At 66.2% G+C, this 22,549-nt stretch carries 27 protein-coding genes and 1 tRNA gene; 13 read left to right on the top strand and 15 right to left on the bottom strand.

The features are described from left to right. Positions 1-15: 15 nt before the first annotated feature. Together H977_RS33655 and H977_RS0122040 are read right to left on the bottom strand one after the other, a co-directional pair. Positions 16-711, bottom strand: a complete 696-nt coding sequence (locus H977_RS33655) for a TetR/AcrR family transcriptional regulator C-terminal domain-containing protein (RefSeq protein ID WP_051288996.1) — start codon at positions 709-711, stop codon at positions 16-18. 124 nt (positions 712-835) lie between these two features. Then, positions 836-1,465 (bottom strand): nitroreductase family protein, encoded by a 630-nt coding sequence (locus H977_RS0122040; protein WP_036476833.1) that lies wholly within the window; start codon positions 1,463-1,465, stop codon positions 836-838. Between the two features lie 175 nt (positions 1,466-1,640). On the opposite strand from H977_RS0122040, the gene H977_RS35660 reads away from it, so the two are divergent. The 7 genes from H977_RS35660 (at position 1,641) to H977_RS0122005 (ending at position 8,039) form a co-directional block, all read left to right on the top strand. Beyond that, a complete protein-coding gene (locus H977_RS35660; RefSeq protein ID WP_196808298.1) occupies positions 1,641-1,946 on the top strand; it encodes a hypothetical protein in 306 nt (101 codons plus the stop codon). 257 nt (positions 1,947-2,203) lie between these two features. Next, the gene (locus H977_RS0122030) at positions 2,204-2,812 is read left to right on the top strand and encodes a UCP032817 domain-containing protein (RefSeq protein ID WP_231396036.1); all 609 of its coding nucleotides are present in this window, start codon (positions 2,204-2,206) and stop codon (positions 2,810-2,812) included. 103 nt (positions 2,813-2,915) lie between these two features. Then, complete coding sequence (locus tag H977_RS33650) at positions 2,916-4,232, top strand: MFS transporter (protein WP_231396035.1); 1,317 nt, start codon at positions 2,916-2,918, stop codon at positions 4,230-4,232. Positions 4,233-4,242: 10 nt separating this feature from the next. Then, on the top strand, positions 4,243-4,908 hold the full coding sequence (locus H977_RS0122020; protein ID WP_029109903.1) for a response regulator transcription factor: 666 nt from the start codon (positions 4,243-4,245) through the stop codon (positions 4,906-4,908). A gap of 1 nt (position 4,909) precedes the next feature. Then, positions 4,910-6,295 carry a sensor histidine kinase gene (locus H977_RS0122015; RefSeq protein ID WP_029109902.1) on the top strand — a complete coding sequence of 462 codons (1,386 nt, stop codon included), beginning with the start codon at positions 4,910-4,912 and terminating at the stop codon, positions 6,293-6,295. Then, positions 6,292-7,233 carry a TAXI family TRAP transporter solute-binding subunit gene (locus tag H977_RS0122010; protein ID WP_029109901.1) on the top strand — a complete coding sequence of 314 codons (942 nt, stop codon included), beginning with the start codon at positions 6,292-6,294 and terminating at the stop codon, positions 7,231-7,233. Before H977_RS0122015 ends, H977_RS0122010 begins: the two co-directional genes overlap by 4 nt. Before the next feature lie 38 nt (positions 7,234-7,271). Beyond that, positions 7,272-8,039, top strand: coding sequence for a potassium channel family protein (locus tag H977_RS0122005; protein WP_353588940.1), 768 nt, complete (start codon positions 7,272-7,274; stop codon positions 8,037-8,039). A 51-nt stretch (positions 8,040-8,090) separates the two neighbouring features. On the opposite strand, the gene H977_RS0122000 is transcribed toward H977_RS0122005, so the two are convergent. Continuing rightward, positions 8,091-8,174, bottom strand: a tRNA-Leu gene (locus H977_RS0122000). Positions 8,175-8,263: 89 nt separating this feature from the next. Here H977_RS0122000 and H977_RS0121995 point away from each other — a divergent pair. The 3 genes from H977_RS0121995 to H977_RS0121985 are packed head-to-tail and all read left to right on the top strand — an operon-like array spanning position 8,264 to position 9,782. Further along, positions 8,264-8,998 (top strand): LAGLIDADG family homing endonuclease, encoded by a 735-nt coding sequence (locus H977_RS0121995; protein WP_029109899.1) that lies wholly within the window; start codon positions 8,264-8,266, stop codon positions 8,996-8,998. Between the two features lie 41 nt (positions 8,999-9,039). After that, positions 9,040-9,423, top strand: coding sequence for a hypothetical protein (locus tag H977_RS0121990; protein WP_029109898.1), 384 nt, complete (start codon positions 9,040-9,042; stop codon positions 9,421-9,423). Next, positions 9,420-9,782, top strand: a complete 363-nt coding sequence (locus tag H977_RS0121985; protein WP_029109897.1) for a DUF3817 domain-containing protein — start codon at positions 9,420-9,422, stop codon at positions 9,780-9,782. Before H977_RS0121990 ends, H977_RS0121985 begins: the two co-directional genes overlap by 4 nt. 3 nt (positions 9,783-9,785) lie before the next feature. On the opposite strand, the gene H977_RS0121980 is transcribed toward H977_RS0121985, so the two are convergent. Further along, the gene (locus H977_RS0121980) at positions 9,786-10,238 is read right to left on the bottom strand and encodes a MarR family winged helix-turn-helix transcriptional regulator (protein ID WP_051288994.1); all 453 of its coding nucleotides are present in this window, start codon (positions 10,236-10,238) and stop codon (positions 9,786-9,788) included. Between the two features lie 52 nt (positions 10,239-10,290). Here H977_RS0121980 and H977_RS0121975 point away from each other — a divergent pair, with 52 nt between their 5' ends. Further along, positions 10,291-11,523: a multidrug effflux MFS transporter gene (locus H977_RS0121975; RefSeq protein WP_029109895.1), complete on the top strand. Its 1,233-nt coding sequence runs from the start codon at positions 10,291-10,293 to the stop codon at positions 11,521-11,523. A gap of 20 nt (positions 11,524-11,543) precedes the next feature. On the opposite strand, the gene H977_RS0121970 is transcribed toward H977_RS0121975, so the two are convergent. The 11 genes from H977_RS0121970 to clpS form a co-directional block, all read right to left on the bottom strand. Continuing rightward, entirely contained in the window at positions 11,544-12,149 is a 606-nt protein-coding gene (locus H977_RS0121970) for a non-canonical purine NTP pyrophosphatase (protein WP_029109894.1), read from the bottom strand. Next, complete coding sequence (gene rph / locus H977_RS0121965; protein WP_029109893.1) at positions 12,150-12,929, bottom strand: ribonuclease PH; 780 nt, start codon at positions 12,927-12,929, stop codon at positions 12,150-12,152. Positions 12,930-12,946: 17 nt separating this feature from the next. Continuing rightward, positions 12,947-13,714 carry a cyclic nucleotide-degrading phosphodiesterase gene (locus H977_RS0121960; RefSeq protein ID WP_029109892.1) on the bottom strand — a complete coding sequence of 256 codons (768 nt, stop codon included), beginning with the start codon at positions 13,712-13,714 and terminating at the stop codon, positions 12,947-12,949. Positions 13,715-13,778: 64 nt separating this feature from the next. Further along, on the bottom strand, positions 13,779-14,603 hold the full coding sequence (murI, locus tag H977_RS0121955; protein WP_029109891.1) for a glutamate racemase: 825 nt from the start codon (positions 14,601-14,603) through the stop codon (positions 13,779-13,781). Between the two features lie 4 nt (positions 14,604-14,607). Further along, on the bottom strand, positions 14,608-15,276 hold the full coding sequence (locus tag H977_RS0121950) for a rhomboid family intramembrane serine protease (protein ID WP_029109890.1): 669 nt from the start codon (positions 15,274-15,276) through the stop codon (positions 14,608-14,610). Positions 15,277-15,282: 6 nt separating this feature from the next. Continuing rightward, positions 15,283-16,254, bottom strand: coding sequence for a cysteine synthase (locus H977_RS0121945; protein ID WP_029109889.1), 972 nt, complete (start codon positions 16,252-16,254; stop codon positions 15,283-15,285). Between the two features lie 10 nt (positions 16,255-16,264). After that, on the bottom strand, positions 16,265-16,546 hold the full coding sequence (locus tag H977_RS0121940) for a MoaD/ThiS family protein (RefSeq protein WP_029109888.1): 282 nt from the start codon (positions 16,544-16,546) through the stop codon (positions 16,265-16,267). Positions 16,547-16,555: 9 nt separating this feature from the next. Beyond that, positions 16,556-16,975, bottom strand: coding sequence for a M67 family metallopeptidase (locus H977_RS0121935; protein ID WP_029109887.1), 420 nt, complete (start codon positions 16,973-16,975; stop codon positions 16,556-16,558). A 97-nt stretch (positions 16,976-17,072) separates the two neighbouring features. Continuing rightward, positions 17,073-18,092 (bottom strand): P1 family peptidase, encoded by a 1,020-nt coding sequence (locus H977_RS0121930; protein WP_029109886.1) that lies wholly within the window; start codon positions 18,090-18,092, stop codon positions 17,073-17,075. An 8-nt stretch (positions 18,093-18,100) separates the two neighbouring features. Beyond that, positions 18,101-18,679: an oxidative stress transcriptional regulator AosR gene (aosR, locus tag H977_RS0121925; RefSeq protein ID WP_029109885.1), complete on the bottom strand. Its 579-nt coding sequence runs from the start codon at positions 18,677-18,679 to the stop codon at positions 18,101-18,103. 6 nt (positions 18,680-18,685) lie between these two features. Then, positions 18,686-19,000, bottom strand: a complete 315-nt coding sequence (gene clpS, locus H977_RS0121920) for an ATP-dependent Clp protease adapter ClpS (protein ID WP_029109884.1) — start codon at positions 18,998-19,000, stop codon at positions 18,686-18,688. Between the two features lie 104 nt (positions 19,001-19,104). Between clpS and H977_RS0121915 the strand changes: the two genes are divergently transcribed. Further along, positions 19,105-20,382 (top strand): nicotinate phosphoribosyltransferase, encoded by a 1,278-nt coding sequence (locus tag H977_RS0121915; protein ID WP_502691196.1) that lies wholly within the window; start codon positions 19,105-19,107, stop codon positions 20,380-20,382. An 18-nt stretch (positions 20,383-20,400) separates the two neighbouring features. Next, the gene (locus tag H977_RS0121910; RefSeq protein ID WP_029109882.1) at positions 20,401-22,473 is read left to right on the top strand and encodes an ATP-dependent DNA helicase; all 2,073 of its coding nucleotides are present in this window, start codon (positions 20,401-20,403) and stop codon (positions 22,471-22,473) included. Positions 22,474-22,549 lie beyond the last annotated feature (76 nt).

Here is a 22,549-nt window from a genome sequence, read left to right as displayed (position 1 = left end):
AGCATCATCAGAAAGTCAGTGAGCGCGCCGCTGCAGCATCGACGTGAGTCCGGCGATGACCACGTCGAGATTGAACTCCAGCTGGGCGTCTTCGTCGGCCTCTGCTGCCATCGACCTGAGAACTTGGCGCAATATCTTGTAGGCACTTTCGTCACCAATGCCTATGGCCGCCAAGGCCTCTTCGTGTTGAGGATGGATGCCACGGCCGGCGCGCAACAGGGCGTCCCGCGCTGCGGACAATGCCAACTCAGCGACGGTGTTGGCCGCCCGGCCTGCCTGCTCGACGGCAAAGCCGGCGTCGACGAGACTCCGGAGGACGAACTCCGCCTGCTCCAGGGCTGCGAGTCCGATGGCGCCCTCCATGGGGAACGCATCGTGGACTCCGAGCCTGGTTATCGCGTTGGCCGCCCTTCGGGCATACCAACGCAGCACGTCGCGCCAGTCTCCGTCGACCGGCGGTGGGACACGCTCGAATTCCGCTTCGAATACCGCCGATGCCATGAGCGCCAACAACGTTTCGCGATCACCGATGTGGTACTTGACGGACTTGCGGTCGACGCCCAGAGCGTCAGCCACCGCCTGCATGGTCAAAGGCTCGGGCACGACACCGAGCGCCGCGGTAACGATCTGCTCGCGGTTGATCCGCGCAGGCCGACCTCGCCGCGCCGGGGACGCGGCGTCGCCGCCGCTGTCGAGATCATGACCACTCACCTCTGCCAGCGTAGATACTCGCGCTTCGAACGACGGGAGTGCTCGCCACCCAGCTGGGTCAGCGTGCCCACCAGCGAACCCATTGGGTGAATGCGTTCAATGGCCCCACATCGTGGACGCCCGCCTACAGAAACGCTCTGTTTCCGTAGCGATCAAGGGAGACGAATTCTCCGACCGGCCGACGTGTCGTGGGACCGTACTTGCCCTTCGGCCAGCCCAGCGGGATGACCGCGCACGGAGTGACGTTCCACGGCAAGCCCAGGGCGCGCCGGGCCAAGAACTTGCTCCACAACGGCATGGTGATCAGTGCCGCGCCCAATCCAGCGGCACGCGCCGCCAGCAGGAGGTTCTGCACCGCCGGAAAAATAGAACCGTAGGCACCGCTCGCCGCCACCGACGGCCAGGGCGGAATGACGCCCTTGAGGCAGGCGACGACCACGACAGGGATCTCGTCGAAATGATCGGCCTGCCATTGCACCGCCTTCACGATCCGGAGCATCTTGTCATCCATGCGGCGCACAGCGCGCCGCTCGTAGATCGGGCCACCGACCTTCAAGACCCGGCGATTCAAGCCACCAAGTTTGGCGACGACCTCGCGGTCCCTGACGACGATGAACTCCCAGTTCTGTGCGTTCGAACCCGTCGGCGCCTTCATCGCAAGTTCCAGAATGTGGAGCACGAGAGCGTCATCAACGGGATCACTCTTGAGCCGACGGATCGCCCGTTGCGTGCGCATCGCCTCTTCGAGTGGCATGGCCAGGGCTTCGTGTTGCGTCATGACCTCAAGTTCAACATGGCTCGTTTCACCAGGGGTCGTTCTGAGACTTTGGGAGATCTGGGTCGTGACCAAGGCTGCCCCGTAGAGCCGGCAGGAAGTCGCCGCGCTTGCGGCGAAGTTCAAAGCACAGGACGAGGCTCATGCCAAGGCGTTGGCCGAGCACAAGGAGTTGGCGGGGGCAAAGGACGCCGAGATCGCCAAGCTGCGTGCGGAAGTCAAGAAAGCTCAGACGGCCAACGAGCAATCTGACGACCGCGACTACACGGAAGCCGAAACCCGCGACACGTTCATCGACCTCATGCTTCAACACCGTGAAACACAACGCCGTACCAGTCGACGGGGTTGCTTGAGCTTCACACTGGACTGCGCATCCGTCTCGCGCACTACGCACTTCACCTCGCGCTTTGTGATGCCGACCACGCCAATCTGTGGATCGTGCAAGGAAAGCGTCGGCTGACGGCCATCACTCTTGTCCGCGCTGTGACCGCCCTCACATGATGAGCAATCAGCACTGGAAGGGGGCCCGAAATGTCACAGCTGCAACGGGTTGCGGCCCGGGAGCATCGGAACAGCGGACCGAGGCGGCCGTCATGATCGCCGTCCCCATCGCCGCCTTCGTCACGTTCATTGCGGTCGCCTGCCTGGTGGCGTGGAGCAAGGCGGCCCGACGAGAAACCGTCTGGCAGGCCGGCGGAAGCTACGACGACGATAGCCATGGAAACTGCGGCACCATGGGCGCCGCCTCAGGTGGATGCGGTGGCTGCGGTGGCGGTTGCGGTGGCTGCGGTGGGTGCGGTGGTTGCGGTGGGTAACGCCTCGACGCCGCGCCGATACCGGTTGAGTCATGTGTCGAATAATGTGTCCAATCTCGAGTTCCCCCCGGCCGTCTTCAAAACCTGCCCATGGGAACCACGACCGCTGATCGAGCTCGGCCTGCGGCAATGGCTGCGCTTGTGCGCACCCGCATTGCGGGACAACAAGGCGATCGGGATGCCGTCGCACGCGGTCGACGAAGCCTGGCACGGCCTGATCCTCTGCACGGCAGTCTATTCCGCGTTCTGTCTGAACACCTACCGCAAGTATCTCCACCATCATCCGGTCGACGGTGTACCCGCCGCGGTCGAAGCGGCGACCGAGCCAATGCACGAACGACTACGCCGGACTGTGGTGGCGTGGTCAATTGTCGCCGGCCCCGGCGAGGAGTGCGTGCTGTGGGACGTCGACCAACGCCTCGGCCTGGAGGACCCCTGGGGCCTGCCTGCAGAACGGATCGCTGAGATTCAGACGTCGCTCGACGGACTTCAAGCGTCTCAGCCTTTATAGAAGCTCGAAATCACCCTGGTTACAAAGAATCTGAAAGGCAACCATGAAATCGTCAGAGCACGAAGAACTAATTCATCGACCTCGGTCGGTGGCCGGTAACGTGATGCGTGGCTCCCTCGGAAACCTCATCGAGTGGTACGACTGGTACGCCTACGCCGCGTTCAGCATCTATTTCGCGAGCGTATTCTTCCCGTCGGGCAATCAGACCGCCCAATTACTGAACACCGCCGGCATCTTCGCGGTCGGCTTCCTGGTCCGGCCGCTCGGCGGTTGGCTGTTCGGCAGGTATGCGGACCGCTTCGGGCGCCGCGCGGCATTGACTCTGTCGGTGACGTTGATGGGTATCGGTTCCCTCGGCATTGCCGTCCTGCCGGGCTACGCTCAGATCGGATTCCTCGCGCCGATCCTGCTGGTCATGCTGCGCCTACTGCAGGGATTGTCCCTAGGCGGTGAATATGGCACCTCAGCAACGTATTTGAGCGAAGTCGCCACGCCACATCGGCGCGGTTTCTATTCGTCATTCCAGTATGTGACCCTGACCAGCGGTCAACTCCTGGCACTTGGCGTGCAGATCATCCTGCAACAGGTGCTGACACCGGACCAGATGCACAGCTGGGGCTGGCGCATCGCATTCCTGGTCGGTGCCGCCGCAGCCGTGACGGTGATGTGGCTGCGGCGCACCATGGACGAGTCTGCCAACTACCAGCTCGCGGTCAGCGAGACCACCGAAGATGCCGAGCGCGGCAGCTTGCGCGTGCTGCTCTCCTACCCGAAAGAGTGCCTGACCGTGGTGGGCCTCACCCTCGGTGGCACCATCACGTTCTACACGTTCACCACCTACATGCAGAAGTTCATGATCAATACGACCGGTCTACCCAAAGAGCAGGTGACCATCATCAACTTCGCCGCGTTGGTCATCTTCGTCGGCTTGCAACCCGCGATGGGCGCGCTGTCAGATCGGGTTGGTCGTCGGCCGCTGTTGATCGCTTTCGGTTTGGGGGCAACGCTTTTCAGCGTCCCTCTGCTCATCGCGGTATCCCGGGCCGGGTCGGCACTGACTGCCTTCGGCCTGATGATGCTGGGGCTGATCATTGTGTCCGGATATACCTCCATCAACGCCGTGGTGAAGGCCGAGCTGTTTCCCGCCCGCATCCGCGCACTCGGAGTCGGACTTCCCTATGCGCTGACCGTCGCGATCTTCGGCGGTACCACGGAATATGTTGCGCTGTGGCTGAAGAACATCGGACACGAGCAGTGGTTCTTCGTTTACGTCGCCGGGGCCGCGTTGATTTCGCTGTTGGTCTACATGTTCATGGGTGAGTCCTCGAGTTCGTCGCACCTGGAGCGCGAATCGGCAGAACTGCCGACCGCGGGCACCGAACTCGCCGATACCGTGGCGTCTGCGGGGAAAGGTTCCTAGCATCAGCGCCATGCACGTGCTGCTTGTCGAGGACGACGACGGGGTCGCGTCGGCGCTGGCCGATCTTCTCGGCCAGACCGGCGCATCCGTTGTGCGCGCCTCCCGCGGCACCGATGCATTGCACCGGGTGAAAGGCGCCGATCTGGTGCTGCTGGACCTCGGACTACCCGATATGGACGGCCTGGATGTGCTGCGCACCCTGCGGCGGGCGTCGTCGGTACCGGTCATCATCATGACTGCCCGGGACAGCGACGGCGCGGTGGTCCTCGGCCTGCGCGCGGGCGCTGATGACTACCTCGTCAAACCCGTACGGAAAGCGGTGCTGTTGGCGCGTATTGATGCGGTGATGCGCCGCTTGCGCCGCGCAACAGGTGAAACCGCAACGCCATCAGTCCCCGTCGTCGCCGGACCAGTGACCATCGACAGGGAACGCCGGGAAGTAACGCTCGCCGGCGCCGGCCAAACCCTGACCCAAACCGAATTCCAGATCCTCTCGACGCTGGCAGCCCGACAGGGCGAGGCGGTCAGTCGCGAGGAATTGATGCTGCAGGTGTGGGGCACGGCGGTCGTCGGCCGCTCCAGATCTTTGGACTTCTTCATCGGTCAGATCAGGGCCAAGCTTGCCGGTTTGCCGCTGCACACGGTGCGCGGCTTCGGTTTTCGGCTGGACAGCTGACATGGGTCTACGGGTCCGTATCGTCCTTGTCATCCTGCTCCTGCTCGCGGTCGTGGCACTCGCTGTACCCCTGGCGCTGAGCATGTCCGATCGGCGCACCGCGGCACTGGCCGCTGAACGGGACCGCCACCTCGCCGCGCTCACCGATGCCGCCGCCATGCCCGGCATCCCTCTGCAGCCCCTCGTCGACCGGTACTACGACGTTTACGCCGAAGGCCTGCTCATCGTCGACGCCGATGGCCGCACCCTGGCCTCCCGAGGACTCGACATTTCGACGCCCGGCGTGCAGACAGCCGCGGATCACGCACTGGTCGCCGCACCGGTCTCGCCATGGAGCCGGATTCTGCCATGGGACGGCCGTCGACCGCTGGCAACCTCCGCAATCAGACGCGACGGTGAACTGATCGGCGCAGCCGTGCTGGCGGTCGACACCGGCCCGGCCACAAGCGATGTCGCGAAGGGCTGGCTGTGGATCGGTGCCGGGTGTCTGGCCTTCCTGCTGTTGGCGGCGGTGGTCGCTCGCATGTTGACACGGTGGGTGCTGCGGCCGCTCGACGGGCTGGAGCGCGCCGTTGCCGAGATGACCGAGGGCGTCGCCGGGCCGCCCGCCAACGTGGCCGGGCCACCGGAACTGCGCCACTTCACGTCCGCCTTCAACACCATGGCGCAGGTCGTGCGTGCGTCACTGGACCGTCAGCGCCGCCTGGTGGCCGATGCGTCCCATCAGATGCGTAATCCGCTTGCCGCAGTTCGTCTTCGGGCCGACACCTTGGAGAGCTATGTGGCGGAGGAAGGACGATCGACCTACGATTCGATGACATCGGAGCTGGACCGTTTCGAGAACCTCCTGCAACAACTGCTCCGCCTTGCCCGCGCCGAGCAGGTCAGCGGCAGCCGAAAGGTGGGATTGTCCACCGCGGCTGCCGAAGTCGCCGATCTCGGCGACGTCATCGCCGAGCGACTGACGTTCTGGGAACCGCTCGCAGCAGAAAACGAACAGCGACTGTGCAACAGATCCGACCCCGTCGGACTGGCCGTACAGGTGCCCCGTCACGAGGTGGAGCAGCTACTCGATGTCGCTCTGGACAATGCGGTCCGCTACGCAGGGTCTGACGCGACCATCACGGTGTCGGCAGCCCGTGTCGACAACGCGTCAGTCGAATTGGCAATCAGCGACACCGGTTCCGGTCTACCCGAGGAGGATCTCCCGCGGGCGGCGTCACGATTCTGGCGCGGACGGGACAGCGGCTCCGGCACCGGCCTCGGCCTGGCGATCGCCTCCGAGATCGCCCAAGGACACGGCGGCCGGATCGAAGTGCACCGAGCCCGCGAAGGTGGCCTCTTGATCCGCTACGTGTTGCCGGCAACGGATGAGCCGGCCTCATGAGCATCCGGTCTGTGACGCTGAACCGCCGTACCTTCGTCGCCGTAACGGCACTGTTGGCCGCCGGCTGCGTCCGCAGCTCGCCGTCCGGACGGCTGAAACTGGCTGCCGGAGACCCCGGCGGGCTGTATCTGGCCTTTGCGCAAATTCTTGCCGAGCGGGTCCAGGCCCGTTACCCGAACCTCATCGTCGACGTCATCCCTACCGAGGGCAGTGTGCAGAACCTGACCCAGCTGCGTGCGGGCGAGGTCGACATGGGCCTGGCCCTGGCCGATATTGCCGAACACGATCGGGCCGCCGGTCTCAAAGCCACCGCGCCGCAGGCCGTGGCCCGAGTGTACGAAAACTATCTTCAGGTGCTTGTCCGCAAAACCGCACGCGCACAGAATATTTCAGATCTCTCGGGCAAGCGCGTCTCCATCGGCCCGACAGGTTCGGGGGCGGCGGCGACCGGTACGGTGCTGTTCGACGCGGCGGGGCTACACGGCCGGGTGATGATGGAGAACTACCGGCTGCGCGACGGCTTGGCCCATCTCGCCGACAGTCGCGTGGAGGCCGTGGTGTGGTCAGGCGGGGTACCTACTCCCGCGATCGCCGACCTGCACAACCAGGTGCCGCTGCGCATGCTCGACATCGGCGCGCTGGTGGCACCGATGAGCGAGCTTGCCGGATACCCCTACACCGTTCGCTTCGCGCCGTCTGGCGGATACGTACCACCCGGAACACGCACCATCGGGGTGCCCGACCTGCTGCTGTGTCGGCACGACATCGCGTCCGAGCTCGTCGCCGCGGTTGTCGACGTCCTGGCCACCGATGCGCCTCTACTGATACCCCCCGGCGTCCGAGGACTGCAGTACCTCGACGCACCGTCAATGATCCAGACAGGTGACATCCCACTGCATCCGGGTGCCGTCGATGCCTACCGCACGCTGCACGGCTGAGGACCGGAAACCGACGGTTGACGGCGCCTGTTGCAGATTTGTGCTGCACACTCTCTTTCGTGACGACACGCCTCGACAATTGGGAACACCGCGCAGAGTGGCCGCTTGCTGCCGTCGCCGCCGTCTTCCTCGCCGCCTACACGGTCGAGGTACTCGTGCAACCCCGCGGCCTAGTTGCACACGCCGTCACCCTGGCCACCTGGCTGTCGTGGGCGGTGTTCAGCGCCGACTACGCGGCACGGCTGTACCTCGCTCCTGATCGCAGGCAATGGTTCGTGCGCCACCTCGCCGACCTGGCGATCGTGCTGCTGCCCCTGCTGCGACCGCTGAGGCTATTGCGTCTCGTCGTGCTCATCGGCGTGCTGCAGAAGGCCGTCGGGCACGCGATCCGCGGCAAGGTCATCCTCTACACGATCTCTGGCGCCGTCCTGCTCGTCTATGTCGCGTCCCTGGCCGTACTGCAGGCCGAGCGCGACCAACCCGACGCCCACATCAACGACTTCGGAGACGCGGTCTGGTGGGCTATCACCACGATCACCACGGTCGGATACGGCGACATGTACCCGGTCACGACTACGGGACGAGTCATCGCCGCGCTGTTGATGATTGGCGGAATCAGCCTGGTCGGTTCGATCACCGCGACGATCGCGTCGTGGATCGTGCAGACCGTGGCGGTCGACGACGCGGCCACCGCGGCCGCGACCGCGGCGCACATCAATGAGCTGCGGGCCGAGATCGCGTCGCTGCGGGACGAACTGCGACGGGAGCCCGCCGTCGATGGCGCTGGGCGCGACCACCGACCGTGAAGCATGGAACCGTGCGGCACCAGGTTTGGGATCACATGTTGAGTTGAAGAGTGCGGGCGGTGGGACTCGAACCCACACGCTCTCTCGAGCACCGGCACCTAAAGCCGGCATGTATGCCAATTTCATCACGCCCGCGGCGTGCCGATCTTACAGCCCGAAGTACAGCCAGATCTGTCGGAGGTCGCCGATAGGTTTGATTCGTCGGCGGTCGAGAGGGGCGCGATGTGCGGTCGGCAGACGAGTTCAACAAAGTTGAGAAGCTCATTGCGGCCGGCCTCAATGACTGCGCCATTTCGCGGGAAACGAGCATCCCTCGACCAACAGTCCGGGACTGGCGCAGACGACCGCCCAAGCGATTGCTGTTGCCTGCGTCGTCATTGTGCGGCATCGACCATAACTTCGCCGCGTTGCCCCCACCCGAATATTCATACCTACTCGGCCTCTATCTGGGAGACGGCGACATCTCGCGCAACAAACGCGTCTGGCGCCTACGGATCACGCTCGATAAGAAGTACCCAGCGATAATCGACCGCTGCTGCCAGGCCATTCAGACTGTCATGCCCGGTCAACGGACAGGTCTCGTGGCGAAGAAAGGGTGCGTACAAGTTTCGCTCTATTCCAAACACTGGCCGTGTCTGTTTCCGCAGCACGGTCCGGGCAGGAAGCACAACCGCCGGATCGTCCTGGAACCGTGGCAGCAGGAGCACGTAGACCGGTCCACCGAGGAGTTCGTACGTGGCCTGATCCACAGCGACGGCTGCCGCGTGGTCGCGAATGATCGCGGTATCAAGAGCATCCGATACCACTTCACGAATCATTCGGAGGACATCCTCAACCTGTTCACCGACGCACTCGACACCCTCGGCATCCCGTGGACCCGGTCCACCAAGTACGTCGTCTCGATCTACCGCAAGGCCGCCACGGCTCGTCTCGACGAATTCATCGGTCCAAAGGTTTAGTGGCCGTGTCGGCCCCAAGACCCGCGCCGTACCATGGACGAATGTCCACTACACGGCGTAGGAGACCAGCGCTCATCGCGTTGGTGTTCCTCGGCGCCGCCGGTTGCCTGGCGCTGGCGTGGTGGCAATGGACCCGCTACGAATCAGCGTCGGGCACCTTCCAGAACTTGGGCTACGCCTTGCAATGGCCGATGTTCGCCGGGTTCTGTTTCTACGCGTACTACAAGTTCGTCCGCTACGAGGATGCGCCGCCTGAGCGCTCCTCCGACGAGATCACCGAGATCCCCGCCGGCCTGCTTCCGGAACGTCCCAAGTCCACGTCTTCGGACGCCGGCGACGAAGAACTCTCCGAGTACAACGCCTACCTTGCCGAGCTGGCCAAGTCTGACGCCCAGCCCGAGAAGAAAGACAGGACCGACAGATGACCGCACCCGAACCGGGCGCCGAGGCGACGCCGCTTGTTTCCACGCCCAAGGAGACCATCCGCAAGGCCTTGCTCGGCTACCGCGTGATGGCCTGGGCGACCGGTATCTGGCTGATCGCGCTGTGCTACGAGATGGTGCTCAAGTACATCGTCCAGGTCGACAATCCCCCGAGCTGGATCGGCATCGTGCACGGCTGGGTGTACTTCGTCTACTTGTTGTTCACGGCGAACCTCGCGGTCAAGATCCGCTGGCCCATCGGCAAAACCATCGGCGTCCTACTCGCGGGCACCATTCCGCTGCTGGGCATCATCGTCGAGCACTTCAACACCCGCGACATCAAAGAACGCTTCGAGCTGTAACAGCTATCCCATCGAAGCCAGGCGCTGAAGCAACGGCCCGGCTTCGGTCAGCGTCGCCACTTCTTCGTCGGTCATCCGCGCCAACTGTTCGCGGACTGCGGCAGTCCAGGCCGCGTCGATCAACTTCTTGTGCTCGGCCGCCCTGGGCGTCAGGCGCAGCCGAATGCAGCGCCGGTCGAACTCGTCGGGCACCCGCTCGATCAAGCCGCGCTCAACCAGTTTTCGCACGGTGGTACTGACGTTGCTGGGCTGCAACGCCAGCACATGGGCAGTCTCGGAGACGCTGATTCCCGGGCTGTCACCCACCGTGCGGATGACTTCGAACTCCGAGTGCGGCAACGGTTCCAGGCCGACCTGCTTCTCGCCGAACCGCCGCAGCGACCAGACCAGTGTCCGCACCGCAGCGGCGATGTCGCGCACATCACGTGCGGGTGTGGGTACTCCCGGGGGCGTCATATCGGCTATATTACCTATAACTTTATACATAAACCATTGATCTAAGGCCTGAATGAGCACTCGAACAACCACCACCACCGAGAACACGACCCAGACTCCGGCGCTGCCGCTGAGCTGGCTCGGTGTGCTTGCCCTGCTGACCGCGGTGGCACCGCTGTCGATCGACATGTACCTGCCCGCTTTCCCCGCGATGGCAGAGGAGTTCGGCACGTCCGCCTCGGCCGTGCAGTTCACCCTGACCGCCTTCATGGTGGGCTTGGCCAGCGGGCAGCTGATCATCGGTCCGCTGTCTGACCGCTTCGGCCGGCGCCCACTCATGCTGGCCGGCACCCTGGTCTGCGTTCTGGCCGGCGTCGCGTGCGCTCTCGCCCCGAACATCGCCCTGCTGACCGCGTTCCGCTTCGTGCAGGGGTTCAGTGGCGCCGCCGGCGTGGTGCTGAGCCGAGCCGTCGTGGCCGATCGGGCGCACGGCGCCGTGGCTGCCCGCGCCTTCAGCCTGATGATGATCATCAACGGCGCTGCCCCGGTGCTTGCGCCGCTCATCGGTGGATCGCTGATGGGCATCATCGGCTGGCGCGGCATCTTCTGGATCCTGGCCGGACTCGCCGTCGCGATGTTCGTCGGTGTCCTGGCCGTGCTCCCCGAGACCCACCCGACCGACCGGCGCCACACCGGCGGCGTGACCGCCATGCTGCGCGACGCCCGATCGGTGCTGACCAACCGCGGCTACCTCGGTTACACGCTCGCCTTCGCGTTCGGGTTCACCGTCATGTTCGCCTACATCTCGGCATCCCCGTTCGTGCTCCAGAATGTGCTCGGGCTCTCCCCTCTTCACTATTCGTTCGCGTTCGCCGCCAACGCCGCAGGCATCGTCATCGTCAACACCGTCAATGCCAGAATCGTGGGCCGCTTCGGCCAGCGCCGATTGCTGCACCTGGGCATCGGCCTGCTCGTCCTGTTCTCGGCCCTGCTGTTGATCGACGCACTGCTCGGTCCGGTGTTGTGGGCGTCCTTGGCGCTGCTGTGGGGCGCGGTCGCGAGCCTCGGCCTGGTCGCCGCCAACGCGACGTCTCTGGCACTCGACCAGGTTCGCCATGCGGCCGGCACCGGCTCTGCGGTCTTGGGTGCCTTGCAGTTCGGCCTGGCCGCGGTCGTATCGCCGATCGTGGGGATCGGCGGGGACCACACCGCGCTGCCGATGGCGGTGGCCATGGTGATCAGTTCCGGTATCGGCGCGGCGGCACTGCTCCTGACCCGCGAGCGTCGAGCCGTAGCCGTCGATTGACGCGGCGGGCACGCAAAGCCCTACGAGCCGGCCAACTCCCGCAGTGCCGGCACCAACAAGGTCAACGCACGGCCGCGATGCGATGCCGCGTCTTTCTCGGCGGGTGAGAGCTCAGCTGCGGTGCGGTCAGACCCCTCGGGCAGGAACACCGGGTCGTACCCGAATCCACCGTCGCCGCGAGGTTCGCGGATGACCGCACCCGGCCACTCCCCCCGCACCACGGTCTGACCAAACGAGGAGACCAACGCACACGCCGACACGAACGCGGCGCCTCTCCGCGAGTCGGGAACATCGGCCAGTTGCCCGAGCAGCAGTGCGGTGTTGGCGGCGTCGTCGCCGTGCCTGCCGGACCACCGCGCGGACAGCACGCCAGGCATCCCATTCAGGGCATCCACGGAAATCCCCGAATCGTCTGCCACACAAGCCAATCCGGTCGCACGAAAGCCGTCGACCGCCTTGGCCAGGGCATTGTCCTCGAACGTCGCACCCGTTTCGGGCGCCTCGTCATAGGCAGCCACGTCGGCCAGGGACAACAACTCCAAACCGACTATCCCGGCGGCGTCCAGCACCCGCCGCAGCTCTGCCAGCTTTTTGGCGTTACGGCTGGCTACGAGGAGCGAGGGCACTCAGCTTCCAAACGCTTTCTTCGGCGCCGGGCCCTCGGGCAGCACACCGGGATACGGCAGCTCCAGCGCCTCCTGCTGGATCACGAAAAGCTGTTCGCAGGCACCGAGCGCGACGTCGAGCATCTTGTCCAGAGTGGACCGCGGGAAGGTCGCGCCTTCACCGGTTCCCTGGATCTCCACCAGCGTGCCGGTGTCGGTGGCGACGACGTTCATGTCCACCTCGGCGCGGGAGTCCTCGACATAGGGCAGGTCGACGCGGACACGACCGTCGACCACGCCCACCGACACCGCGGCGATCGCGCACGACAGCGGCCGCGGATCCGAAAGACGCCCTGCCGCAGCAAGATAGGTGACAGCGTCGGACAGCGCGACGTAGGCGCCGGTGATCGCCGCGGTGCGGGTACCGCCGTCGGCCTGCAGCACGTCGCAGTCGATGGCGATGGTGTTCTCCCCCAGCGCGCCGAGGTCGATGCATGCGCGCAGTGAGCGGCCGACCAAACGGCTGATCTCCTGGGTCCGCCCGCCCACGCGGCCCTTGACCGATTCCCGGTCCGAGCGGTCGTGCGTGGCGGCCGGCAACATGGCGTACTCGGCCGTCAGCCAGCCCTGCCCGGAACCTTTACGCCAGCGCGGCACACCCTCGGTGACCGAGGCCGTGCACATGACACGCGTCTGGCCGAACTCCACCAGTACCGAGCCGGCGGGATGGGAGGTAAAACCGCGGGTGATGGTTACCGGGCGCAGCTCGTCGTCGAGACGACCGTCTTCTCGCTTGGACACCCGCCAACCCTAGCGGGTCAGCCCCGGGTCACGTCGAAGGTCTCGCCGCACACCACGGCGTGCACCGGGCCGTCGAACTCGGCCTTGGCTTCGCTGATCACGTCCTCGCGGGAAGTCCACGGCGGAATGTGGGTGAGCAGCAGCTCGCCCACACCGGCTGCGGCCGCCGCGCGCCCCGCCTCGGTGCCGGACAGGTGCAGCTTCGGCGGGCGGGACGGGTCGTGTGTCCACGACGCCTCGCACAGGAATACGTCGGCTCCACGGGCCAGCTCGACGAGCGCATCGCAATATCCGGTGTCACCGCTGTAGACCAGCGTCGCCCCGGACGGATCGGTGAAACGCATGCCGTAGGACTCGGTGGGGTGACACACCAGCCGTGGCATGACGTTGAGAGTGCCCAACTGCACCGGGGAGCCGTCCTCCCAGTTGCGCACCTCGAAGATGTCGGTGAAGTCGTCGATCTCGCCGCCCTCCGGCGACGAGGCCGCGCCGAGCCGAGACCAGGTGTTGGCGGGCCCGTACATCAGGCCGCGTTCGGTGGCCGGGATCGGGTGGTACCGGCGCCAGACGAACAGCCCGGGCAGATCCAGGCAGTGATCGGCATGCAGATGCGACAGCAACACGTTGACCGAATTCGGGTCGGCGTAGCGCTGCAACGCACCCAGAACGCCACCACCGAAGTCGACGACCATCGGAATCGTGTCAGGTGCGGTGACGAGATAGCCGGAGGCTGCCGAATCCGGGCCGACAACGCTGCCGGAACATCCCAGGATGGTCAATCGCACAGTGTCCAGCTTGCCATGCCCGGTACGCGCATTGCCAAGACATGGCCGGTTTGGGCGACGGAGATCATTTTCCAGCGCCCGCGTGACGCCGGACCTGCCGCGCACCGTCCAGACCTGGTCCCAGGAAGCGAGCGGCCAACGTGGTGAAGGCCTCCGGATCTCCGGTGGCCTCGAACACCCGTTGGGCCGGGCCGGATTCGTGAGGTTTCAGCAAATCGAGCTCGGTGAGCACCCTGAGAAGGTCTTTGGCCGTCTCCTCGGCCGAGGACACCAGGGTGACGTTGTCGCCCATGGCCAACTGGATGAGCCCGGACAACATGGGATAGTGCGTGCACCCCAGCACCAGGGTGTCCACCTCGGCGCGCTGAAGCGGCTCCAGATAACCCTCGGCCAGCCCGAGCACCTGACGGCCGCTGGTGACCCCGCGCTCGACGAAGTCGACGAACCGCGGGCATGCCACCCCGAACACCTCGGTGTCGCGGGCGGCGGCGAACGCGTCGTGATAGGCGCCAGAGGCGATCGTCGCGGCCGTACCGATCACGCCGATGCGACCGTTGCGGGTGGCGGCCACCGCACGGCGCACGGCCGGCAGGATCACCTCGACCACCGGCACCGGCGAGTAGCGCTCGCGGGCGTCGCGCAGGGAGGCCGACGAAGCCGTGTTGCACGCGATCACCAGAGCCTTGACGCCCCGGGCCACCAGATCGTCGCCGATGGTCAACGAATGGGCCCGGATCTCCGGAATGCTCAGCGGACCGTACGGACCGTTGCCGGTATCGCCGACGTAGATGATGTCCTCGTCGGGCAGCTGGTCGATGATCGCGCGGGCCACGGTCAGTCCGCCGACGCCGGAGTCGAAGATGCCGACGGGTGCCAGGGCGTCGCTCATAGGTTCATGCGCTCAGACGCGGCTGGGCGGAACGCTTCTTCGATTCCCGTGACTTGCGTTCCGGTCCGGACAGAAGATAGGCCGCCACCACACCGGCAATGGCCCCGCACAGGTGGCCCTGCCAGGACACCCCCGGATTGCCGGGCAGCATGCCCAACAAGACGCCGCCGTAGACGAACAGCACGACGACGCCGACGACGATCTCCCACACCTTGCGGGTGAAGAAGCCGAACACGATCAGGAACGCCAGCCAACCGAAAATCAGGCCGGACGCGCCGATGTGCGTGCTGGTGCACGGCACGCTCACGTAGGGGCAGTGCAGGCCGATGTTGCCGATCAGCCAGGTGCCGAAGCCGCCGACTACCCAGATGATGGCGGTCGCCGCGATGAATCGCCCCATGCCGGCCAACGTCATCAGAAACCCGAGCACCAGCGCCGGCACGGTGTTGGCGATCAGATGCGGCCAGCCGCCGTGCAACAGGGGCGCCCACAGGATGCCCCACAGGCCGTCCGTCTGCAGAGGCCGGATGCCGTCCTGGTCCAGCCGGTGACCCATGGCGGTGTCGACGATTTCGATGACGTAGAGCAGCGCGACGAAGCTGACGATGGTCAGGCCGCCGACGATCCACGCGGGCGGCTTCTTCGGCGCGGTGGACGACGGCAGACTACTCATCGCTGCTCACGCCCATAGCTGCCCTTCCAACGCGTCCTCTGCGTCATCAAGGCTACCGGCGTAGGCACCGGTGGACAGATACTTCCAACCGGCGTCGGCGACCACGAACGCGATGTCGGCGCGCTCGCCCGCCTTGATCGCCTTGGCGCCCATGCCCAGTGCCGCGTGCAGCACCGCGCCGGTGGAGATGCCGGCGAAGATGCCTTCGCGGGTCACCAGATCGCGGGTGCGCTTGACGGCGTCGTAGGAGCCCACCGAGAACCGGGTCGTCAGCACCTCTGGGTCGTACAACTCGGGGATGAACCCTTCGTCGATGTTGCGCAGCGCGTACACCCCCTCGCCGTAGCGTGGTTCGGCAGCCACTATCTGCACGCCGGGTACCTGTTCACGCAGGAAGCGGCCGGTGCCCATCAGGGTGCCGGTGGTGCCGAGCCCGGCGACGAAATGGGTGATCTCGGGCAGGTCGGCCAGCAGCTCCGGGCCGGTGCCGTAGTAGTGCGCGTCGGTGTTGGCCGGGTTGCCGTACTGGTACAGCATCACCCACGAAGGGTTCTCGGCCGCAAGCTCTTTCGCGGTGGCCACCGCCGTGTTGGAGCCGCCCTCGGCTGGACTGAAAATGATTCTCGCGCCGTACAGTTCAAGGATCTGACGCCGCTCGATCGAGGTGTTCTCGGGCATCACGCAGATCATGTTGTAGCCCTTGAGCATTGCGGCCATGGCCAGCGAGATCCCGGTGTTACCGCTGGTGGGCTCCAGGATCGTGGCGCCGGGGCTCAGTAGCCCGTCACGCTCGGCCTGCTCGATCATGCGCAGCGCGGGTCGATCCTTGATCGAGCCTGTCGGGTTGCGATCCTCGAGCTTGGCCCACAACCGCACGTGCGGCCCGTCAGGACCGTCCTCCCACCGGGGCGACAGGTGCTGCAGCCCGACCAACGGGGTGTTGCCGAGGGCCTGCAACAGCGAGTCGTATCTGGTCATGACCTGCCCGTCATCCGCCTGCCACGGCAGGCAGGATCGTCACCGAGTCGCCATCGGCGACGGTGGTGTCCAGCCCGCCGGAGAACCGCACGTCCTCGTCGTTGACGTAGATGTTGACGAACCGGTGCAGCTTGCCCGGATTATCGGGGTCCACCAGGCGACCGGTAATCCCGGAGTAATTGGCCTCGAGGTCGGTGATCACCGCCTGCAGGGTGTCACCGGAGGCGCTGACACGCTTCTGGCCGTCGGTGTGCGGACGCAGGATGGTCGGGATGGAGACGGTTACAGCCATGAGAGCTCCTTAGGAGGTGTACTGCTCGACGATAGTGACGGGTTCTTCGGTGACGACGCCGTCGACGATGCGGTAGCTCCGCAGCTCGTGCTGTTGCGGGTCGCGCGTGGAGACGAGCACGTAGTGGGCGTCAGGCTCGGAGGCGTAGGAGATGTCGGTGCGGCTCGGGTAGGCCTCGGTTGCGGTGTGCGAGTGATAGATGACGATAGGAGCATCGCCTGCGTCTTCTAACGCACGCCACACCTTGAGCTGCTCACCTGAATCGAAGCGGTAGAAGGTCGGCGAGCGCTCGGCGTTGACCATCGCGATGAACCGGTCCGGCCGGTCGGAGCCCTCCGGCCCGGCGATCACCCCACACGCCTCGTCGGGGTGGTCGGCGCGGGCATGCGCCACCATCGACTCGACGAGATCCCGGCGGATCACCAGCACGTCAGCACTCCTTCATTCGCTGTCCTCACCGCGAAACTGTATTCGGGCAGAAAAATGGCGAGTCGACCCCTGCTGGAAGTTTCGGCGGAGAGCCGACTCATTCGAACGCTCCCGGCAACATGTCACGGTAAGTCGGTATTCCTGCCACCGGTTCGGCGGCCAGCAAGCCGACCAGCACGGCACGGGCCAGCACGTCGGCCGCAGCGGCCCCGACCCGGGTGAGCAGTGCGGTCTCCGGCGACATCGCCACAGGGGTCTTCTCGTCGGGTTCGACCTGCACCGCGCCGGTCGCCAGCGCGAACACCGTATCTCCGTCCAGTGGCGTGTGGCACGGTGAGATGGTCCTGGCCAGTCCGTCATGGGCGGCGACCGCCATCCGCCGGCAGCCGGCCGGGCTGAGGGCCGCATCGGTGGCGACCACAGCGATGGTGGTGTTGAGCGGACCGCTTTCCCGATGCAGGTCGGCATAGCCGGCGAGCTGATCGGCGGGCGGGGCGGTCAGCCCGAATTGCGCCGTCAACCGAGTCATCCACGGCAGGCCGGTGGCCGGATCCACCACGTCACCGGCGGCGTTGAGCACGACCAGGGCGCCCACGGTCACTCCACAGTCCAACGTGAGCGAGGCGGTACCGACACCGCCTTTCAGCACTCCGGCCCGCGCGCCGACCCCGCCGCCGACAGTGCCGAGCGCGAACTCGGTGGAGGCTGCCGCGGCGGCGGCATAGCCGAAGTCCGCCGTCGGCCGGTTGCCCCAGCCGCCCACTGGCAGGTCGAAGATCACCGCGGCGGGCACGATCGGGACCACGCCGCCGTCCATCGCGACGCCACGGCCCTGCTCCTCCAGCCAGGTCATCACGCCGTCTGCGGCGGCCAGCCCGTAGGCGCTCCCGCCGGTGAGCACCACGGCGTCGACGTGGCGCACGGTGTTTATCGGGTCGAGCAGGTCGGTCTCGCGGGTACCGGGCGCACCGCCTCGCCCGTCGACCGCGCCGACGGTCCCCGGCGGGGCGAGCACGACGGTCGATCCCGATGCCCATCCCGATCCGAGAGTCGCATCCCGGTCGATGCGGTGATGGTGGCCGACGAGGATGCCGCCGACGTCGGTGATCGAACCCATCAGGCTTCCTACCTCCCCATGAGGCTCAGGACGAGGTACTCCTGCAGCACGGTCAGCCACTGGTAGACGTCGAGGTGCCCGGCCATCGGATGCTCGGCAGGCAGCTGATCGGGCGCCTGCGCGCCGATGTCGAGCATGGTGCCCAACGCCAGCCGGATGTCGTTGACGGCAGCCGCCCACGCCTCGGCGTCGTCCTCGGTCAGCTCGAACTTGCCGCCGCCGTCGGGAACGGTGTCCAACAATCGTTGGGCTGCTTCGCGTTTGGCTTCGATGATGGCCGGTTCATGCAGACCTCGCAGCGCACTGTTGAGGCTCTCGGCGGTGCCAGAGCCGGCCGGATGCTCGGTCTGCGGCCGATAGAAATCGGGCAGCAGACGCTTCATGGTGGCGTCCTCGGGCGGTAGTGGATTGCCGGTCTTCATGCCGGTGATCATCTCGAGTTCGTCTGTGGAGCCAGATGATCCACGCTCGTCGAGCATGCCCAGCATCGAGGTGCCCAGGCTCGACAACAACGCGGCCTCGTGAGCCTCCAACGCCGAGCGCAACCGCAGACCGTTCACGGTCTCGACCCGTTTCCATTTGCGCACAGTCGATCAGCGGTCCTGTTGCATGGTCGCCCACAGCCCCGCTGCGTGCAGTTTGGACACGTCGGTTTCCATCGACTCGCGGCTGCCTGCCGACACCACGGCCTTCCCCTCGTTGTGCACCTGCAGCATGAGCTTGGTGGCATGTGGCTCGCTGTAGCCGAACAGTTTCTGGAACACGTAGGTGACATAGGTCATGAGGTTGACCGGATCGTCCCAGACGATGGTCACCCATGGGCTTTCGGTGGCCGCATCTTCCCGGGGCGCCGCCGTGACGCTGCGCTCTTCGCGGGTCCCCGGTCGGGCCTTCGCCGGTGTAACCATGGGCCCACAATACCGGCCGGGGTGCCGCGCTATTGAGGCAGCCGCGAACGGCTACGGTTGCTGATGTGACCGTCGCGTTGCTCACCGACAAGTACGAGCTGACGATGCTCTCCGCCGCCCTGCGCGATGGCACGGCATCCCGCCGGACCACGTTCGAAGTCTTTGCCCGTCGATTGCCCGAAGGACGCCGCTACGGCGTCGTCGCCGGCACCGGGCGGCTTGTGGAAGCGTTGGCAGAGTTCGCCTTCGCAGCCGACGAACTCGCCGTGCTGTCCGACTTCCTGGATTCGGAGACCCTCGATTTCCTGTCGAACTACCGGTTCGGGGGTGACATCGACGGCTATGCCGAGGGCGAGCTCTACTTCCCGGGTTCACCGGTGATGTCCGTACACGGGACCTTCGCCGAGTGCGTGGTCCTGGAGACGCTCGTGCTGTCAATCCTCAACCACGACACGGCGATCGCCTCGGCAGCGGCCCGAATGGCCAGTGCGGCGCATGGCAGGCCGATGATCGAGATGGGCTCACGGCGCACCCATGAACAGGCCGCGGTGGCCGCAGCCCGCGCCGCCTACCTCGCGGGGTTCGCCGGATCGTCCAATCTGGCCGCCCAGCAGCGCTACGGGGTGCCCGCGCTGGGCACCGCGGCACACGCCTACACGCTGCTGCACACCACAGAGTCCGGGCCCGACGAGCAGTCGGCGTTCCGCGGCCAGGTGGCAGCCCTCGGCGTCGGCACCACCCTGCTGGTGGACACCTATGACATCACCGCGGGCGTGGCCAACGCGATCGCGGCCGCCGGCCCGCAGCTGGGCGCGGTGCGCATCGACTCGGGCGATCTCGGTGTGCTGGCCCGTCAGGTGCGCCAGCAGCTCGATGATCTCGGCGCGACGGGTACCCAGATCGTGGTCTCAGGGGATCTCGACGAGTTCGCGATCGCCGCGCTTCGCGCCGAGCCCGTAGACAGCTACGGGGTGGGCACCTCCGTGGTCACCGGATCCGGCGCACCGACTGCGGGCATGGTGTACAAACTGGTCGAGGTGGACGGGATGCCGGTGGCCAAACGCAGTAGCCACAAGGAATCCCACGGCGGACGCAAAGAGGCGGTTCGGCTTGCCAAGCCCTCGGGCACCATCGTCGAAGAGGTGGTCCACCCGTACGGTCACCAGCCGCCGGAGGCATCGGGGCTCACAGTCCGCCGGCTCACGGTGCCGCTCGTGACGGGCGGCGTCCCCGTCGAAGGGCACCACCCCGCCACCGATCTGTCCGCCGCGCGCGAGCGGGTCGCCGCAGGGCTGCACAGTCTGCCGTGGGACGGCCTGAAACTGTCCCGCGGTGAGCCGGCCATCCCCACCCGGGTCGCGCCGACCGAACCGGCTCGTTAGCAGCGGCCGTCACAGATCATGAGGACCAAATCGAAGCCATCCCCCGAGATGGCCAACGTGGTGACCAACCTTCTCAAGATCGCCGTCAAGGGGCTCGGCGGCACCGGCCGCCCGGGCCAGGTCGAGATGGCCGAGGCGGTGGCCAAGGCCTTCGAGTCCGGTGAACACCTGGCCGTGCAGGCGGGCACCGGCACCGGCAAATCGCTGGCCTATCTGGTGCCCTCGATCGCGCGCGCGTTGCAGACCGAACAGCCGGTGGTCGTGTCGACGGCCACCATCGCGCTGCAACGGCAGCTCGTGGACCGCGATCTGCCCCGACTGGTCAATTCGCTGGCCGACGCGCTGCCCCGCAAACCCACCTTCGCACTGTTGAAAGGGCGCGGAAACTATCTGTGCCTGAACAAGATTCACAACGGAGCGGCGGAGGATCCCACCGCACTTCCCCAGGACGAACTGTTCTCACCCATGGCGGTCAGCGCGATGGGCCGCGATGTGAAAAGGCTGACCGAGTGGTCGTCGGACACCGAGACCGGTGACCGTGACGAGCTGACCCCCGGTGTGCCGGACCGGTCGTGGTCACAGGTCAGCGTGTCGGCACGCGAGTGCATCGGGGTGTCGCGCTGCCAGTTCGGAACCGACTGCTTCGCGGAGCGGGCGCGCGAGAAGGCCGGTGCCGCCGACGTCGTCGTCACCAATCACGCACTGCTCGCCATCGACGCGCTCTCCGACTTCTCGGTGTTACCGGAGTACGAGCTGCTGGTCGTCGACGAAGCCCACGAGCTCGCCGACCGGGTCACCGCGGTGGCCACCGCCGAACTCTCGGCGACCTCCATGGCTGTGGCGCACCGCAGGATGTCGCGGCTGGTCGATGATGAACTGGCACAACGCTTCGAGGCCGCCACCGCGACGCTGTCCTCGCTGCTGCACGAGCTCGACGCCGGCCGTATCGATGTTCTCGGTGAGGAGTTGGGCATCTACCTGACCGCATTGCGCGACGCGGCCAACGCGGCACGCACGGCGATCGACACCTCCCCCAGCGACCCGCAGGCCGCGTCGGCCCGCACCGAAGCGGTCACCGCGCTCAACGATGTCAGCGACACCGCCACTCGCATCCTCACCTCGTTCGTCCCGCCGATCCCCGACCGCGTCGACGTGGTCTGGGTGGCGCGGGAAGAAACCGCGAACGCGACGCGGGTGATCCTGCGGGTGGCCCCGATGTCGGTCTCGGGGCTGTTGCGCACCAGATTGTTCGCCAACACCACGGCGGTGCTCACCTCGGCGACCCTCACCCTCGGCGGCAACTTCGATGCGATGGCGCGGAACTGGGGTCTGGGCGCTTTCGTCGACGCCGGCGGGCCGGCCAAACCGGGTGACGCCGGCGGGCCGGCCAAACCGGGTGACGCCGGCGGGCCGGCCAAACCGGGGTGGCGAGGCCTCGACGTCGGGTCGCCTTTCGACCACGCAAAAGCGGCAATCCTGTACGTGGCCAAGCATTTACCGCCACCGGGCCGCGACGGCACCGATGCCCGCACTCTGGACGAGATCGAGGGCCTGATCACCGCGGCAGGCGGTCGTACCCTCGGTCTGTTCTCGTCGATGCGGGCGGCCAAGGCCGCGGCCGAGGTGATGCGCGGGCGGCTGTCCACCCCGGTGCTGTGTCAAGGCGAAGACACCACTTCGGCTTTGGTGCAACAGTTTTCCGACGATCCCGAGACCTCACTGTTCGGCACGCTGTCGCTGTGGCAGGGCGTGGACGTGCCGGGGCCGTCGTTGTCGCTGGTACTCATCGACCGGATACCGTTCCCCCGCCCCGACGATCCGTTGTTGACGGCGCGGCAACGCGCCATCAGCGCACACGGCGGCAACGGATTCATGGCGGTCGCGGCCAACCATGCCGCGCTGCTGCTCGCCCAGGGCACCGGGCGGCTGCTCCGGCACACCGACGACCGCGGCGTGATCGCGGTGCTGGACTCCCGGTTGGCGACCGCCCGCTACGGCGGGTACCTGCGTTCGTCGTTGCCACCGTTCTGGTCCACCACCGACCCTGACCGGGTGCGTCAGTCGCTGAAACGGCTTCGCGGCGCGGGCTGATATCGCACCCTGCGCGCGCCGAGTTAACTAGTGTGTGCGGCATAACCGCGCGGGCAGTTGGCCGCCAGAGTGCACC

Source organism: Mycobacterium sp. URHD0025 (assembly GCF_000426065.1).
Lineage (GTDB): Bacteria > Actinomycetota > Actinomycetes > Mycobacteriales > Mycobacteriaceae > Mycobacterium.
This window is presented reverse-complemented; position numbering and strand designations above follow the sequence as displayed.

Excerpts from the sequence above, each read along its gene's own strand:
- clpS (WP_029109884.1), bottom strand. The coding sequence starts at position 19,000 with ATGGTTACACCGGCGAAGGCCCGACCGGGGACCCGCGAAGAGCGCAGC.
- H977_RS0122030 (WP_231396036.1), top strand. The coding sequence starts at position 2,204 with ATGGAAACTGCGGCACCATGGGCGCCGCCTCAGGTGGATGCGGTGGCT.
- H977_RS0121930 (WP_029109886.1), bottom strand. The coding sequence starts at position 18,092 with ATGGGTTCGATCACCGACGTCGGCGGCATCCTCGTCGGCCACCATCAC.
- murI (WP_029109891.1), bottom strand. The coding sequence starts at position 14,603 with ATGAGCGACGCCCTGGCACCCGTCGGCATCTTCGACTCCGGCGTCGGC.
- H977_RS0121990 (WP_029109898.1), top strand. The coding sequence starts at position 9,040 with ATGTCCACTACACGGCGTAGGAGACCAGCGCTCATCGCGTTGGTGTTC.
- H977_RS0122020 (WP_029109903.1), top strand. The coding sequence starts at position 4,243 with ATGCACGTGCTGCTTGTCGAGGACGACGACGGGGTCGCGTCGGCGCTG.
- H977_RS0121950 (WP_029109890.1), bottom strand. The coding sequence starts at position 15,276 with ATGAGTAGTCTGCCGTCGTCCACCGCGCCGAAGAAGCCGCCCGCGTGG.
- H977_RS0121945 (WP_029109889.1), bottom strand. The coding sequence starts at position 16,254 with ATGACCAGATACGACTCGCTGTTGCAGGCCCTCGGCAACACCCCGTTG.
- H977_RS0121985 (WP_029109897.1), top strand. The coding sequence starts at position 9,420 with ATGACCGCACCCGAACCGGGCGCCGAGGCGACGCCGCTTGTTTCCACG.
- H977_RS0121975 (WP_029109895.1), top strand. The coding sequence starts at position 10,291 with ATGAGCACTCGAACAACCACCACCACCGAGAACACGACCCAGACTCCG.
- H977_RS0121910 (WP_029109882.1), top strand. The coding sequence starts at position 20,401 with ATGAGGACCAAATCGAAGCCATCCCCCGAGATGGCCAACGTGGTGACC.
- H977_RS33650 (WP_231396035.1), top strand. The coding sequence starts at position 2,916 with ATGCGTGGCTCCCTCGGAAACCTCATCGAGTGGTACGACTGGTACGCC.
- H977_RS0121980 (WP_051288994.1), bottom strand. The coding sequence starts at position 10,238 with ATGACGCCCCCGGGAGTACCCACACCCGCACGTGATGTGCGCGACATC.
- H977_RS0121915 (WP_502691196.1), top strand. The coding sequence starts at position 19,105 with ATGCTCTCCGCCGCCCTGCGCGATGGCACGGCATCCCGCCGGACCACG.
- H977_RS0122010 (WP_029109901.1), top strand. The coding sequence starts at position 6,292 with ATGAGCATCCGGTCTGTGACGCTGAACCGCCGTACCTTCGTCGCCGTA.
- H977_RS0122040 (WP_036476833.1), bottom strand. The coding sequence starts at position 1,465 with ATGCCACTCGAAGAGGCGATGCGCACGCAACGGGCGATCCGTCGGCTC.
- H977_RS0121940 (WP_029109888.1), bottom strand. The coding sequence starts at position 16,546 with ATGGCTGTAACCGTCTCCATCCCGACCATCCTGCGTCCGCACACCGAC.
- H977_RS0122015 (WP_029109902.1), top strand. The coding sequence starts at position 4,910 with ATGGGTCTACGGGTCCGTATCGTCCTTGTCATCCTGCTCCTGCTCGCG.